This window comes from Nitrosospira sp. CT (assembly GCF_059489795.1).
Genome location: NZ_JCAHZJ010000080.1, coordinates 1 through 15966 on the forward strand (window position 1 = coordinate 1; position 15966 = coordinate 15966).

A 15966-nucleotide genomic window follows, 5' to 3' on the forward strand; every position below is an offset into this window, starting at 1 on the left:
TGGCGACGCGACTATAATGATCACAGACGACCCCAAGCGAATACGTTAAATTCAACCAGGTCAGACTGTCAGAAGCGGCCAGACTCTAGTTTTGAATCCCAGCAGAATTGGGGGGACATCAGGTTGTACAAGGCCGAAGTAATTCACCGTCGCGGCCCTTGGAAAACCCGGGCATCGGTCGAACTGGCTACGCTGGAATGGGTTTCGTGGTTTAACCATCACCGCTTGTTGTCACCCATAGGGTATATCCCACCAGCGGAAGCCGAAGAAAATTATTATCGGCAACTAACCGAAAAGGTCACCGTCGAGATCTAACTTAAACCAATCAGCCTCCACGGAACCCGGGGCGATTCAACTAGACATTGGGGAAGCCTCCGTATACCGGATTATCGCAGCAGCCTCAAAGCAAGAATCTTGATCCACGTTTTTAGCAGTGTAGTTTTACCACTTCAGCTTGTCCTTAAGCTTGCTTAACAGATAGAGGTAGACAGTAGTAAAAGCGAGGTTTGACCAAACGGCGCAATTCAAACGATGAAGGAGATCGATCATGAACTACGTCGATAGATTCGTTGCCGCCGTGCCGCGTAGTGCTCCTGACTTTACTGCGCAGCCAAGTGCTGCAATGCAATACGTAACAGCCAGCGAGCTTAGAATGAACTCTATATCGAAATAGGGTATGTTCGGTTTTCCCCATTCGCTTCATCTTTCCTCAATATCCCAATAATCTGTTCTTCACGAATCGCTTCTTCATATCCGCCTCCACGTCAAAATTAACATGGAGACAGTAAGCGTTTGGTTACAAAATTCTTGGCAGATCAACTCCTTCCAGGAAACCGATTGTCTTGTCTCGCCCGTTCCGTTAACTGGCACATGCCCTGCGAAAGCGAAACCGGTCGGCGGTGGTCAGTATTTTTGAATGGATAACGAATTGTCCCATGCCGGAGGGGGCCGGAAGCCAAAAAAGACGCCATAAGGCAGCACTCCCATCCTCTCCGCCTGGCAGATGGATAAGATAAACCATTTCGGGAACCGGGAAGGATTCGGAGATAATACGCGCTGGATTATCACGGAAGCGCATGGCATTCCTTTTGCCTGACGAATATTAATGCCAGTGCCGATGCTTGATAACACTGATACCACCGGCTTTTCTTTTCCGTTTTATTTAAGCATTCTAGGAGAACCATGATGGAAACCATCGAAACCACCCTTATCCGCATTCCGATAAAAAAACTCGTCATCTCGCCCCTGAACGTTCGCAAGAAGCAGGGGACCGGCATCGAAGAATTGGCCGCCCTGATCGCTTCACAGGGATTGATCCATAACCTGGTCGTTACCGTGCAGCAGAAAAAGGGCAGGAAAAGCGGCAAGTATGAAGTGATTGCCGGCGGGCGCAGGCTGAACGCCTTGAACCTGCTGGTAGCCGATGGGCGGCTGTCGAAAGACCATGAGGTGGATTGCCGCGTGGTCGAGCACAAAGAGGCGCTGGAAATAAGCCTGTCCGAGAACAGTGGCCGGGAGCATATGCATCCTGCCGATCTCGTCATGGCCTACCGCGCCCTGATAGATGCAGGATTTGCGCTGGATGAGATTGCCCCACGCTTTGGCGTCTCTCCGCTGACCGTCAGGCGTTACCTGAAACTGACCAAGGTCTCCCCCAGGATTTTCGCGCTGTATGCGGAAGACAAGATGAGCTTCGAGCAGATAACGGCGTTGGCGCTCACCGATGACCACGAATTGCAGGAGCGGCTCTGGCACAACACGCCGGAGTACCAGCGCAACGGCGCAACCTTCCGGCGGCTCATCACCGAAACTGAGATCAACATAAGGACGAACCCGCTTGCCCGGTTCGTTGGAGTAGAGGAATACGAGGCCGCAGGAGGCGTGATACGTCGTGATCTTTTCGGGGAGGAGGGCGACGGTTATATGCAGGATGCCGAATTGCTCGAATCGCTTGCCCTGGAAAAACTCAATCAGGCGGTCGAGTCGCTGAAGGAGAAAGGATATGCGTGGGTGCAGGTTCGCACCACTTTCGACTATTCCGACAGGGCCGAATTCTCGCAGATGCGTATAGTCAGGCGTGAGCCGACTGCGGAGGAGCAGGCCAGGATGGATGCGCTGGAAGCGGAGCTGGAAGCCATCGAGGCTGGATACGATGCCTGCGATGAGGAGCGGGGCAAGACAGGGGAACTCTACGAAGCGACAGAGAAAAAGAAAAAAGCGGAGCGCATTCGGGACGAACTGACGAAGCTTACCGAATCGCTGGAAGAAATTTATCCGGACGATCTTGCAATTGCAGGGGCTATTGCCACCGTCGACCACGAAGGCAAGCTCCGCATCGAGCGGGGCCTCATCCGCAAGGAGGATATGAAGAAGCAGCCGAAGGAATCAAGGAAATCAAGGGAATCAAAGGAACCAGAGGAACCAGGAGAGTCAAGGGAGCGGGAAGCGGCAGGGATCGAAGGAGTCGGCGAGAAGCCGGTCCATTCGGAAAAACTGACCCGCATGCTGACCGTGCATCGCACGGCCGCCGTGCAGGCGGCCATGACGGATCGGCCGGAAGTGGCGCTCGCCGCCCTCGTGCACCGGATAGCGGTACAGATCTTCCCAAATGATTCCGCGTCAAATCCTATCCTGCAGATCAGCATCGATGAAACCCGCCTCAAGCCGGACGCGGAGGGTATCGAACAGAGCAAGGCAGCGACCGCACTTGCAAAAAAGCGCCGGCAATGGCAGAAGCGTATCGATGCGGCAGGGCGGAGCGGCAAGACTCTGTTTGGGTGGCTACTGGAGCAGTCGCAGCAAGACCTTCTGGATCTGCTGGCTTTCTGCACGGCGGTTTCGGTCAATACGGTGTCGGAGCGGGAAAGCACACCGCCGCAGGAAGTCACTGCACTCATGAGCGCCTTGAATCTGGATATGGCTGACTGGTGGGAAGCGACGGGGGAGAGCTATCTGTCCCACGTCAGCAAAGACCGGCTCCTTACGATTGTGGCGCAAGCGGTTTCACCCGAACATGCACGGCGCATGAATGGGCTCAAGAAAGGCAACCTTGTGCGGCAAGCAGAGCAGGTACTATCCGGCATGAAATGGTTGCCGGATCATTTCAAGGTGACTAAAACCCGCACGGGCAAACAAAGTGATGCGTAGATTGGATTTTGCCGGTTGTGACAGATTGTGCTGCTTCCACTGGCTTGATTCTCTATCGTTGATCCACGACAGGAAATACGGCATTGTTTGACCAGGGGTTATTCGCGACGTGCCTTTTACGGTGCTTTCAGGGCGTTTTGATGCGTACATGCCGCCACGCCAAGGTGCTGCCAGGATACACCTGTATCCCGATGAAACCGGGGACTCGGCCGCGCTCTCCATCGGTATTGTCAAATGAGGTGGTCTGCTGCCGTACGCCGGTCTGGATATTGGTTAGAAAAACCCTGTAGTTATTGCCCTGTACCTCGATCTCGTATTCGAACCAGATACCAGGAACAAGCGCGGGCCCAGGGGTGTAATTCTGCACGGCAGGCTCGTTGAAGTTCAGGTGCCAGACGCGATCGCCGGCTTGAATCTTGTATATGGCACCCGTCCGGTTTTTGAACAGGCCATCCGGCTCAGGCCTGATTCCATAGAAATCCTTGCCCGAGTCGCCCCGCGCGTTGTCATCGATCTGAACCTCAAAGCCCGCTACGACCGGCCTCCATGCCGCGTTGCCTGCATCGAAGAACGGCTCATTCGGAATACGGGTTTTGAGCGTATCGGCAAGTTCAAGTGTCGGACGCGGGAAGCGAACGAAGACGCCGCTGTTATGGTTCGCGGTGTCGAAGATACGGAACTGGAGACGCAACGTAAAATCGCTAAAGGCTTCCTTGGCGTAATAAAAAAGTCTCAGTCCGCCACCCCCGTAACTTACCATCTCCCCGTTCAAATGAAGCATGCCTCCACCCTCCGGGCCGGCAAGGTACCAGTCCTTGAAGGTCTTATCCGTACCGTCGAATAATGAGCGAAAACCCGCTTCGGGCTGGGGACTGATGACCGGCTCCGAACTGGGCAGCACACTGCTGCTGAGCAGGTCGGCGGTACGGCGGCACAGGGCGATGCCAGTGAGCATCGGGTTTGGGGAACCCATCGTTGGAAAGAGCGCGGGGCTGGCGATATAGCAGTTGGTGGTATCGTGGATGCGGCCGAAGTCGTTGGTAACGGAATCGGCGATATTGTCGCCCATACGCATCGTGCCGGTGTCGTGGTGCGTCGTACCCAAGTCGTCGCGGCGGTTCCTGAATGCGCCCAGTAAGGCGAGTCGTTGTGCTCTGCTTCCCACCGGCACCGGAATGGCGCTCGATTGGGTGGGGAGAATCTCGAATGGCTCATTTCCTGCGAAGATCAGCGCGATCTTGTCAGACACGGAATCCATTTCATCCCATGTGGCCCGGTCGATGTTTGTTTCGTTACTGCCCGGAAAGGCTTCTGGTACTGCTTTTGCGTTTCCAAGATGAACAACCGCCTTTGGCCGCCCGAATTCGGTCTCGAGCATAGACAGATCCACGAAGCTGTCCGGGTTACGCGGTTTCATCTCGCCGATGCCGCGAATCGTGATCACGACGGTTTTATCGTTGGCGCGAAGCATGCCCTCCAGATGTTCAAGAGTTGGAATTTTCTTGAAGAGTTCTGCCTCGGCGTCGGTACCCAGTTCGTTTAAACCTGAAGCTGTGATCTGAAAGTGGAATGTACTTCCGCTGGCTGCCTTGCCTTTCACGAATAGGGCGGAACATTGGAGGCTATTGAACGGTTCGGGAGGGAGATTTGCTTCAATTGCCTTCCTTGGCACACGAATGGTCAGGTTCGAGCGCAAATGAGCGATGAGATTTGAGCCCATGCGCTGTGCGGCACGACCTGCGAGCGATTGCTGGAATGTGGTGAGTGCTACACGTGTCGTTTCGACCGTACCGAGCGCAATGACGACTGCGCTTTGCCCGCTATCTCGCGGCGGTGCAAGTGGAATATCCACGGACATCCCGTTTTGCCAGACGCGCACTCCCGTGATACGCACCCAATTGTCCGCTTGGGTCTCAGTGATGAGTTCCTGTACATGACAGTCCGGAACGATCATGAGCCTCTTTCGCGCGTCCGCTATAGGCCCTGTACCATCAGCCTCGCGGTTTGCGAGCCGCGCGGCGCGAATGAGACCGGGCACAGCGCTGAATTTGTTCGTTGGAAATAATCCTGATTCAGTCCTGGATTGAACTGCAAGGGGCGCTTCAAGTTTGAGCAGTTCAAGCAATTCTGCTTTTGATGTCCTGTTCCCGGCAGGGAGATTCAACCATTTGCGCAATAGTGCGACGTTGATCGGGCCAAGCGTGGAATCGTGATAACGCACACTGGGGTGATCGGGCAGATCGGCGAAGGAAAAACCTGTTTCGTTACCTGGCGTTTTAAGGCCAGTATGAAGTTGCTTGCGTAACGCACTGTGAAGCGGGCCGAAAATGAAGTCGTTCGTCGCCGTGACCCCGATCTGATCACTTGACTGCTCGAAATATCTCGTGCGCAGGTCATCGCGTGTTGTTTGTGGCCAGGTGGCCCACTCTAAGTCGAGCAACTCAGGCGACCAGCCGCCCCAGGTCAGTGAACGCCCTCCAATGGCGAAGATCAGTCCGCTGTAGTTGAGTGCCGGGTGATTTACCCACGGCACACGCAGATCCGGAGCGCCTCCCATAAACGGCATGTTCTGCATGTGCTCGGGCAGCACGAAAGGTCCAGCCTCCAGCACGAGGATTCGGCAGCTACGTGTACCGTCTCCTCCAGCGTCGGTTACGAAGAGATGTTCCGCGATGGCAGCTCCGAAGGTTCCCCCCCCGACAACGATCACGTCGAACGCGCGTTGTCGACCGGCAATGGTTTGGGTGGTGCTATCAAATGCTTCCTGCAAGGTATTGCAAAGGTACCTCCCCATATTGTCCAGGGTGAACGAGGTCGATTCAGAAGTCAGCGGCTGGGCCATATATATCCTCCTGATTCATTTCAATCACTACAGGAAACAGTCAATCCTGCATTAAGTAAACGAGCTTGCTTGAGAAGCCGGAACTTCCAAACGTTATCTGCTTCGGGTTACACCAAAGTTAAGTTATTCCCGGCACTTGGGGTGTTTCTTTTTACTTTACGAGCTCGAATGGATAATTGCTGACCTTGAATTTGTTTATCCTATTAACCTTAGCTTATAAGCCATGCATGTCAAGAAAGGATCTGCCAGACGAACAGAGATTGAATAAGTCTTATACTGTCTCGAAATTTTCCCCTCCAGGTTTGGCCGGACTTGTTATTTTCGCGAAACGCGGGATCGGCAGCGTCAGTGGGGCAGGGTGGACGGAGTTGGCGAGGAGAGCCTGGGCAGTTGAGGGGGTTGTCTCGCCATTTCCAGCGCGTGGCGGATTTGCGCGGGATTGTGGGTGCGCAGACCTTCCGCAAGGGCGCGGGACGCATCCCTGCGGCGTTCGGCGTAGTCTCGCAGCATTTCTACTGTAGCGGCAGAAGGCAATGCGGGATCAGGTGGAAGTTCCGAAAGCTGCTCGAAGCTTTCTTCATAGGGATTACCCACCGCGGTATCGATTTGTCCCGCTAGTTCGTCAAAGGAGACTCCTCCTCTCCTGGCCTCATCGAGTATATGCTGCCAGGCCTGGGTGATCGCCCTGTCATCGCGCAGAAAATTGCCGATTTCCTTGCGCGCCAATACTTCCTCGCTCCACTTATAGGCGGGGGGTGGAATCCGAACGATCAGCGTGAAGACGGCCAGTGCAAGAATGCTTATAGCGGAAAGGCGACTGCTGAACACGTGAGAAGACTTTCCGCTCATCCTGGCGGGGTCCGCAAATATTATTCCACCGAGCAGACCGGTTACGAAGCCGCCGATATGAGCAGCGTTATCGATACCGGTAATTGCGAGGCCGAGTCCAAGGCTGACAATTGCAAAGGCCGTGGCGCCCCAGAAAAACCATCGGAACTCGTGGGGATGCAGCCTGCCGCGCTCGCGCCAGAGAAATACCAGCAGGGCGCCATATAGGCCGAAAATGGCGCCTGAAGCGCCACCGGAGATGGCCAAGCCTTTATGTGCAACCAGCGAGAGCAGATTGCCGGCAAGACCGCTGGCAAAGTAGAGGGCGGTAAAGCGCGCGTGCCCGTACATGCGTTCAACCAGCTGGCCTGCATCCCAGAGCGCCCAGAGGTTCAATGTGAGATGGACCAGGCCAAAATGAAGGAACATGGCGGTCCCGAGGCGCCACCACTCCCCATCCTGGGTAGCGGGACCGAAATTGGCGCCCCAGGCGAGTTGTACGCTGTTGGATGAGTGCCACAAGCCTGCTCCGCTGGCAAGCATGGCTACAAAGATCAGCAGGTTGGTCGCCACCAGCAGCTTCGTTACTGGAACTCGAGGAACCTGCCGGTGAAGAAGATCATGGAGTGACAGCATGGAAGGTAGACCTGTTCTTCTGGAATCATTATGATGCATGCGGATGAAACGTATTGATGCAATAAGGAATAACAATCCCTCTCTGATCCCCTTTTCGGGCATTGGTTTCCTGGATGCTTTTCCACCAGCCGGGTGCAGCGGATAATGTGCCTGACCCAGAGAGATGCAGCGTACCGGTAGCAAATCCAGCTTTCTTCTGGCAATGCGGATTGCGCTCCTTGTCGCCACTCCACTTGTCATGCTGTTATTGCTCCCGTCGGCAGGCAAGGCCGAAACGCACATCCAGTTGCCGCAAACCAGCCTTACCTCTGACGACGTCGCCGTCATCATCAATGACAGCGACCCTCTTTCAGTGCAGATTGGACAGTACTACCGCGAGGCGCGCGGCATTCCAGCGGCCAATATGATTCATTTACAGTTTCCTCCCGGTCGAACCGTACTGTCACGGGAGGAGTTTCAGGAACTGAAAGCCGAGATAGACCAGAAGGTGCCTGCGCACGTCCAGGCCTACGCAGTGGCCTGGACCCTTCCCTACCGGGTGGATTGCATGTCGCTGACTTCTGCGCTGGCTTTCGGATTCGACGAGAAGTATTGTTCCTTTAATTGCAGCGCAACTGCCGCCAGTCCCTATTTCAATTCGCCGAGTCATCATCCTGTCAGTGACCACCAGTTGAGGCCGGCGATGATGTTGGCGGGGCTCGATTTCGAACAGGTCAAATCGCTGATCGATCGCGGGGTGGCAGCCGATCACACTTTCCCCGCAGGACATGCCTATCTTGTCATTACTTCTGACAAGGCGCGAAGCGTGCGCGCGAATTATTTCGAAATGACAGCACAGCAACTGAACGGCGTTTTTCCCATCGAGATTCTTGAAACGGATGCGATTGCCGATCGGCACGACGTTCTATTTTACTTCACGGGACTGGTTCGGGTACCGCAGCTCGATACGCTGGATTTTTTGCCGGGCGCATTGGCGGACCATCTGACCTCGGCGGGAGGGCAGCTTACAGGCTCAAGCCAGATGAGCAGCGTGCAATGGCTTGAGGCCGGAGCCACGGCAAGTTATGGGACGGTGGTGGAACCCTGCAGCCATATGCAGAAATTTCCTTTTCCCGCTATTGCCATGTTTCACTATGCGCTTGGCGCCAGCGCCATCGAGGCTTACTGGAAGAGCGTGGCATGGCCGGGAGAGGGCGTGTTCATAGGAGAGCCGCTCGCGCAGCCATTTGCGCCGGAGTTGCGGGAAATTCGCACCGGGCAGTTCGAATTACGCATTTTCTCGCCACGTGAAACACAACTTCGAATCGAGCAGTCCCGTTCAGCTGCAGGACCGTTCAAGCCATTGCCCAGGCAGGCCGCAATCCGACGCGGCATGAATCGACTGCGCTTCAATTTCAATCAAACAGAAGGCTACCTGCGGTTGAGATGGTAGATGTTGTCCGAAGAGTATGGATTTATGAAGAGGTCAACCGCATAGACAATAGAGCAATAGGCGATAAAGAGGTTCGATCGAAGCATGGTATTCGAAGAGCAGACGGCCGGGTTTGCAGCTATGCTGAATAACTAGATCACTGAATAAACCCTGGAGAAGAATATGCCGCTCAATAATTATGGTGTTCTGAAAGGCAGGGCAATAGGCCGTCGTTTAGGTTCGGGATCATCCCCCACTATCAGATTCATCTTGTCGATGAGACTGGAACCCACTACCGCATTGCAATTAACGTGCGATCGCAGTTGGCTCCATCCGAGTTGATGTATTACATCAAGCCTTATTTTGTCCATCCGCTCACCTCGACGATAGAGGCGCTTCCCAGCGGCTTTAGCCGGCTTGCACCCAACTCCGGCTCGGGTGCACTTGATCTGATCCGCGGCAACCTCCTGCAACCCGGGATGATGACGCCGCTTCCACCCGATCTTCCCGGCCCCGATAATGACCTGAACGAGAAGCTCGATCAGATCGTGCAGCGCGCGATGGCGGATGAAGAGGCCCTGGTTTACGCCTTCGGTGAAAGGTGGGGACCGGAGAGCAACAAGGCGGATAAGTATTTTGGTTTTCTGCCCGGTAACGGCATACACGATATTCACATGAACCAGGGAAATGTCGGAAGCTTTATCAAGGATGATGGCGTGTGGCAGGATGGCGGGGCGCTATTCCATTTTCCTCTCCAGCGGCAGTGGACGACTGTTTTCTTGAAATTTCAGTCGCAAAGCTGGCATACCGATGACCGGACCGGCCATACGTTGGCCGAAGGTGAAGAGGGAGAACCGAGGAATCCGGATCCGATCGTGCCGCAACCGACCGAAGCACTGCCGGACGGACTGGTGCGCATTATTTCGGCAATGGTTAATTCGATCGAATCTCCCGAAAAGGAGTGGGTCAATATATTGAACGCAAGTGATCGCGCTATTTCCCTGGCGGGCTGGCAACTGGCTGACAAGCAGAAAGCGAAAATGCCGTTAAGAGGGACTATCGAGCCGGGCGCGCCGCTTCGGATCGATATTCAGCCGCCGGTCGCGCTGTCCAACAAGGGGGGCATCATCACCCTGTTGAACCAGAACGGCCTGAAGGTGCATGGTGTATCCTACACCAGGCAGCAGGCAAATCAGCCGGGTTGGACGATTATCTTTTAGCAAGACTGCGATTTATCCATCCCCCACCGTAAACTGATGCGCGTAACTTGGCCGGAGACCGTTATAATAGCGGCTGTGTAACAGCCGAGAATGTCGTGATTCCCCCTGTTCAGCCTAACTTCAAATCCCACTTTACCGATATCCTGCGCAATACCCTGAATGACAGGGGATGGGCGGACCTGAATCTCGATATAGAATTTGACCGTCCGCGGCAGTCGAGCCACGGCGATTATTCCTGTAACCTGGCGATGCAACTGGCCAAGCCATTGCGTCAAAAGCCGCGCGACATTGCGCAATCTCTTGCCACCGCACTCGCCGCCTCCCCTTATCTGGAAAAAGTGGAAATTGCAGGCGCGGGTTTTATCAATCTGTTTCTCGCGACCTCGGCCAAGCAGCAGTTTTCGCGATATGTGCTGGAGAGCGGCGAGAAGTTTGGGCACAGCAACATGGGCGCAGGGGAAAAAATCCAGGTCGAATTCGTTTCAGCCAATCCCACGGGTCCATTGCATGTAGGACACGGCAGGGGTGCGGCATTTGGCGCAAGCCTTGCCAATGTGCTCGCGGCCGCAGGCTATTCGGTCACACGCGAGTATTACATCAACGATGCCGGCCGCCAGATGGACATTCTCGCGCTTTCCACCTGGCTGCGCTATCTGGAACTGAACGGTGTCGCATCAGCCTTTCCGCCCAATGCCTATCAGGGGGAGTATGTGCGCGACATGGCAAGGCTGATTCATAAAGCCCATGCCGGGCGTTATGTGCATGAGCCGGAACTGCTGTTTGATAGCGCTGCCGACTCGGAAGCGGGCACAGAGGCTGCCCTTGATGGATTGATTGCCAACGCGAAAAAGCTGCTGGGGCAGGATTATGCCTACATCCATAACTTCGTTCTGAACGAGCAATTGGGAGATTGCCGCAACGATCTGATGGAATTCGGCGTCACCTTCGATATCTGGTTTTCCGAGCAATCCTTATTCGACAGCGGGAATGTGGCGCAGGCTGTTCATCTGCTCGAAGAAGGCAATTACCTGTATCAGCAGGATGGCGCCAAATGGTTCCGCTCCACCCATTTCGGTGACGAAAAGGACAGGGTGGTGCAACGCGAAAACGGCCAGTTCACCTATTTTGCCTCCGATATTGCCTATCACCTCAACAAATTCTCACGCGGATTCGACCGTGTGATCGATATCTGGGGTGCGGACCATCACGGCTACATTTCACGGGTGAAAGGCGCCATTCAGGCATTGGCGCTCGATCCCGGGAAACTTGAAATTGCCTTGGTGCAGTTTGCCGTACTCTACCGTGATGGCAAGAAGGTGCCGATGTCCACCCGGGCGGGAGAATTTGTCACCTTGCGGGAGTTGCGTCAGGAAGTGGGAACCGATGCGGCGCGCTTTTTTTACGTATTACGCAAGAGCGATCAGCATCTCGATTTCGACCTGGACCTGGCAAAGTCGCAAAGCACCGATAACCCGGTGTATTACGTGCAATACGCGCATGCAAGGGTGTGCAGCGTGCTGGAACAGTGGGGTGAAGATCCAGGCATGCTGGTTGCAGCCGACACCTCTGCATTAACCGGTCCTGCAGAGCTCTCCTTGTTGCAGAAGCTGATCGACTATCCCGAAACGGTCGAAGCCGCGGCGAGGGAATTCTCTCCCCACCTCATTGCCTTTTACTTGAAGGAACTGGCAGGCGAGTTCCACAGTTACTATAATTCTACTCGTTTCCTGGTGCCGGAGATGGCGGTCCGCCTTGCGAGATTGGCGCTTGTGGCGGCGGTCAGACAGGTATTGAATAACGGTCTTAAACTATTGGGCGTGAGCGCGCCAGCTAAAATGTGATGACGCATCCTTACTTGAATCGAGATTATAAAACGCCTCTTTACTCTGGAAAGAAAACAGGCACCCTCTTTTTCGGAATGTTTATCGGCTATGTCCTGGGCCTTCTCACCGCCATGGGCACCTGGATGTACATGAGCCAAGCGCCCAGTCCCTTTATCTCCCAGGACAAGCAGGCGAACGGTGCCGCGAACGGGGATGCTGTGGAGAAGTCTGAGAAAGAAGAGGAAGCGGCTGGCATTGAAGACAAAACCGCGAAAGCGCCCGACAGCAAGCCGCGCTTTGAATTTTATAATATTCTTCCCTCTACGGAGGAACCTGTAACGGAGCAGCAGCTGAAACAGGTTGCCAAGCAGCCGACCTCCCAGGATAAGTACTTTCTTCAAGCGGGGGCATTCCAGAATCCGGATGATGCCGATAATATGAAAGCGAAGCTGGCGATGCTGGGAGTGGAAGCGGCTGTCCAGACTGCCGAGGTCCCGCAAAAGGGACTGTGGCACCGCGTACGTGTAGGACCTTTTTCCAATGTGGATGACATGAACCGGATTCGTGCGTCGCTCCAGCAGAACGGCGTCCAGACAAGCCCCATCAGGGTGCATGAAGGAGCGTAGGGGCAGCAAGACAGGGACCGATAAACGATCCACCAATCTCGGGACGTTCAACTGAAGGAGAAAAATATGAATTTACTGCGGCTGCTTACCGCATTCCTGTTGCTGGCCGGTATGAACTTTCCGTCGATTTCCACTGCTCGCGCGGATATCGTCGAAGGAAAGGATTACAAGGTCCTGCCCCGTCCTTTTCCAACGGAAGGGGGAAAGAATATAGAAGTCATGGAATTTTTCTGGTACGGCTGTCCCCACTGCTACGAGTTGCATCCACGCCTCAAGGCTTGGCTCAAGAACAAGCCCGCAGATGTCAGCTTCCGCTATGTTCCGGCGGTTTTTCGTCCAACCTGGGAGCCGGCCGCAAAAACATTTTATGCGCTGGAAGCACTGGGAGAAAAAGATCGGCTGCATGACAAGGTCTATGATGCCATTCACAGAAACGGGATAGACCTGGGCAAGGAGGACGTGCTGTTCGACTGGATTGCAAAACAGGGAATAGACCGTCAGAAATTTATAGATGTCTATAATTCGTTCTCGGTACAGAACCAGTTATCCAGATCGGTGCATTTCTCGAAGGATTATGGCCTTACCGGCGTGCCTGCGATAGCGGTGGATGGCAGATATCTCACGAGTGGCAGAATGGGCAGTACGCCGGACGATACCATTCGAACCATGGAAGAGCTGATACAGAAAGTGCGCAAGGAACGGACTCGGAAATAGCCTCTTCCGTTGACACTAAAAGTCATTATCAGTGGCGCCTCCGCAGGCCTCGGGAGGGCATTGGCGCGCCATTACGCCGACAGCGGCGCAACGGTCGGCCTGATTGCGCGGCGGGCGGATTTGCTGGAGAACCTTGCGGCGGAGATGGCGGAAGTATCCATCTACGTCGCCGATGTGCGTGATGCTTCTGCCCTGCGGACTGCGGCAGAAGATTTTATCGTCCGCCATGGTTGCCCAGATATCGTCATCGCCAACGCGGGCATCAGCCACGGCACACTCACCGAATGCGCCCAAGACAAGGAGGTTTTTGAGGATATTCTCGCCACGAATGTTGTCGGCATGGTGAACCTCTTTCAGCCCTTTATTTCGCTCATGCGAACCGTCGGGCAGGGTAGTCTGGTTGGAATTGCAAGTGTTGCCGGGTATCGTGGCCTACCCGGCAGCGGTGCCTACTCGGCTTCCAAGGCGGCTGCAATCAGCTACCTGGAAAGCCTCCGCGTCGAATTGCATGGAAGCGGCCTATCCGTCATAACCATTTGCCCCGGCTATGTCATAACGCCCATGACAGCCGATAATCCCTTCCCCATGCCCTTCATCCTGACGGCGGACGACACCGCCCGCAAGATCGCCCGCATTATTGAGAGCAAGAAATCGTTTGCCGTAATACCGTGGCAGATGGCAATTGTCGCGCGAGTCTTGCGGTTGCTTCCCAATTTCCTGTATGACCGGTTGTTTGCCAAGACACCGCGTAAACCTCGCCTAAATCACAAAGGCCACAAAGAAAATTATCAGGTTCCCGATTGATTTGTACGGAGAAAACACCATTTAACCGATTAACCGATATAGCCAGTCCGCCGATCATGGTTTACATGACATAAGGGTACAGCAATGACAGAAAAAGCGATTTTTGGAGCAGGCTGCTTTTGGGGTGTGGAGGCTGCTTTTCGTGCCGTCGAAGGCGTAAAGGAGGTTACTAGCGGCTACTCCGGCGGGCATCTGAAAAATCCGTCCTATCGCGACGTGTGCACTGACAAGACTGGCCATGCCGAGGTAGTGCAGGTGGAATACGATCCGTCCCAGGTCAGCTATGATGAGTTGCTCGACGTCTTCTGGAACTGCCATAATCCCACTACGCTCAACCGGCAGGGACCGGATGTGGGTAGACAGTATCGCTCCGCCATATTCTTCTACACCCCTGAACAGGAGAGCGCGGCGCGAGCATCGAAGGAAAAACTGGAGCAAAGCGACCGCTGGTGCGCCCCAGTCGTGACTGAAATTACACCTGCCTCAGATTTTTATCCCGCCGAGGAATATCATCAACGCTACCTCGAAAAGCGCGGTATCTCCGGACACTGCCAGATGTGAGCGCTAACTCAGCTATAAGAAAAGCCTATGCCCCGCTTTTCCTGGCGCAATTTTTAGTGCGCTCAGGCCTATCGAAGGAAAAAGCGATCTTCAGGTCAGGCTTTCAAGACGGTTTCTGATTTCAGCGATACGGGTTTCGCTTACCCTGGTGTTAATGGCGACAGGCAGGCGGCTGGGATCGGAAACACTTCTTGCCAGTTCTTTGGCAATCGTCCCCGCATCCACGCTTCTGGCCGCGTGAAACGCTTCGCGTAATCGATCCGCCTGGGGATAAGGTCTCTCCGCGTAGCCCGGCCGCCCATGGAAATCGCACGAGCAGGCTTGCAGGAATTCTTCGAAGCGCTCGGCTTTGCGATAGGCATCCACCCCCTGAAGCAGGTTGGCGATGGTGGCAGGGCGCAGTTCGGCGGCGCGGTGTACGTCCCCGTGATAGCGGGCCACCAGCAATGCCAGGTTGCGCATTTCGTTAGGGGGGTTGATACGTTCGCATAGGCCCTGCACCAGTTTGACGCTGCGCGCCTCGTGTCCGATATGGCGTGGCCATTCCTCCGGGGGAGTCGTGCCTTTACCGAGATCGTGGGTGAGTGCGGCAAACCGGACCGCCAGGGAATAGTTCCTCGAAGCGGCGTAGTCGATCACCATCATCACGTGTACCCCGGTATCGATTTCAGGGTGATACTGCGGTGGTTGCGGCACGCCAAATAAGGCATCCACTTCAGGCATGATACGGGTGAGGGCGCCGCACTCGCGCAGCGCGTAAAACATGCGTGAAGGGTGGCGCTCCATCAAACCGCGTGCAAACTCCTGCCACACCCGCTCCTGCACCAGGGCGTCCACCTCCCCGTTATGAACCATTTCGTTCATCAGCGCCAAGGTTTCGGATGCGATATGGAAACCGAAACGTGCAGCAAAGCGAGCAGTACGCAGGACACGCACCGGGTCTTCAATGAATGCCGGGCCGATATGCCGGAGCACGCCGGCTTCCAGATCAGCGACTCCGCCGAAAGGGTCGATGATGTTGCCGTGCTCATCCTTCGCGATTGCATTTATTGTCAGGTCACGGCGCGCCAGATCCTCCTGTAGTGTAACCTCGGGGGAAGCATAAACCTCAAACCCTTTGTAGCCGCGCGAAACCTTGCGCTCCGTGCGCGCCAGCGCGTATTGTTCCTGGCTTTGCGGGTGAAGAAAAACGGGAAAATCTTTTCCTACCGGGCGAAAGCCAAGTCCCACCATTTCTTCCGGCGAGACGCCGACAACCACGTAATCATGATCCGTTACGGGCAGTCCCAGTATCTCGTCGCGCACCGAACCGCCCACCAGATAGGTTTTCATTCCGGAATTATCTGTATCAATC

The 15966-nt window shown here is 54.9% G+C and carries 11 protein-coding genes and 1 pseudogene; 9 read left to right on the plus strand and 3 right to left on the minus strand.

Features of this window, described 5'->3' with window-relative positions:
• Positions 1-123: 123 nt before the first annotated feature.
• Both AC52W5_RS15130 and AC52W5_RS15135 read left to right on the plus strand, forming a co-directional pair.
• Positions 124-315: pseudogene (locus AC52W5_RS15130) on the plus strand (IS3 family transposase); the annotation flags it as partial.
• 867 nt (positions 316-1182) lie between these two features.
• Positions 1183-3147, plus strand: a complete 1965-nt coding sequence (locus tag AC52W5_RS15135; protein WP_495671612.1) for a ParB/RepB/Spo0J family partition protein — start codon at positions 1183-1185, stop codon at positions 3145-3147.
• Between the two features lie 127 nt (positions 3148-3274).
• Here the strand turns inward: AC52W5_RS15135 and AC52W5_RS15140 are convergent, their stop codons facing one another.
• Positions 3275-5989, minus strand: coding sequence for a 3-keto-alpha-glucoside-1,2-lyase-like domain-containing protein (locus AC52W5_RS15140; protein ID WP_495671613.1), 2715 nt, complete (start codon positions 5987-5989; stop codon positions 3275-3277).
• 345 nt (positions 5990-6334) lie between these two features.
• On the minus strand, positions 6335-7453 hold the full coding sequence (locus AC52W5_RS15145) for a rhomboid family intramembrane serine protease (protein ID WP_495671627.1): 1119 nt from the start codon (positions 7451-7453) through the stop codon (positions 6335-6337).
• Between the two features lie 163 nt (positions 7454-7616).
• Here AC52W5_RS15145 and AC52W5_RS15150 point away from each other — a divergent pair, with 163 nt between their 5' ends.
• The 7 genes from AC52W5_RS15150 to msrA all read left to right on the plus strand — a co-directional run bounded on the left by AC52W5_RS15150 (position 7617) and on the right by msrA (position 14612).
• On the plus strand, positions 7617-8885 hold the full coding sequence (locus tag AC52W5_RS15150) for a TIGR03790 family protein (protein ID WP_495671614.1): 1269 nt from the start codon (positions 7617-7619) through the stop codon (positions 8883-8885).
• Positions 8886-9169: 284 nt separating this feature from the next.
• On the plus strand, positions 9170-10084 hold the full coding sequence (locus AC52W5_RS15155; RefSeq protein ID WP_495671628.1) for a DUF2278 family protein: 915 nt from the start codon (positions 9170-9172) through the stop codon (positions 10082-10084).
• A 95-nt stretch (positions 10085-10179) separates the two neighbouring features.
• The gene (gene argS, locus AC52W5_RS15160) at positions 10180-11925 is read left to right on the plus strand and encodes an arginine--tRNA ligase (protein ID WP_495671615.1); all 1746 of its coding nucleotides are present in this window, start codon (positions 10180-10182) and stop codon (positions 11923-11925) included.
• A gap of 14 nt (positions 11926-11939) precedes the next feature.
• Complete coding sequence (locus tag AC52W5_RS15165; protein WP_074975784.1) at positions 11940-12533, plus strand: SPOR domain-containing protein; 594 nt, start codon at positions 11940-11942, stop codon at positions 12531-12533.
• 66 nt (positions 12534-12599) lie between these two features.
• Positions 12600-13247: a thiol:disulfide interchange protein DsbA/DsbL gene (locus AC52W5_RS15170; RefSeq protein ID WP_074975763.1), complete on the plus strand. Its 648-nt coding sequence runs from the start codon at positions 12600-12602 to the stop codon at positions 13245-13247.
• Positions 13248-13256: 9 nt separating this feature from the next.
• On the plus strand, positions 13257-14051 hold the full coding sequence (locus tag AC52W5_RS15175; protein WP_495671616.1) for an SDR family oxidoreductase: 795 nt from the start codon (positions 13257-13259) through the stop codon (positions 14049-14051).
• Between the two features lie 84 nt (positions 14052-14135).
• A complete protein-coding gene (gene msrA / locus AC52W5_RS15180; RefSeq protein WP_495671617.1) occupies positions 14136-14612 on the plus strand; it encodes a peptide-methionine (S)-S-oxide reductase MsrA in 477 nt (158 codons plus the stop codon).
• Positions 14613-14702: 90 nt separating this feature from the next.
• Here the strand turns inward: msrA and AC52W5_RS15185 are convergent, their stop codons facing one another.
• The gene (locus tag AC52W5_RS15185; RefSeq protein WP_495671618.1) at positions 14703-15944 is read right to left on the minus strand and encodes a multifunctional CCA addition/repair protein; all 1242 of its coding nucleotides are present in this window, start codon (positions 15942-15944) and stop codon (positions 14703-14705) included.
• Positions 15945-15966: the final 22 nt, after the last annotated feature.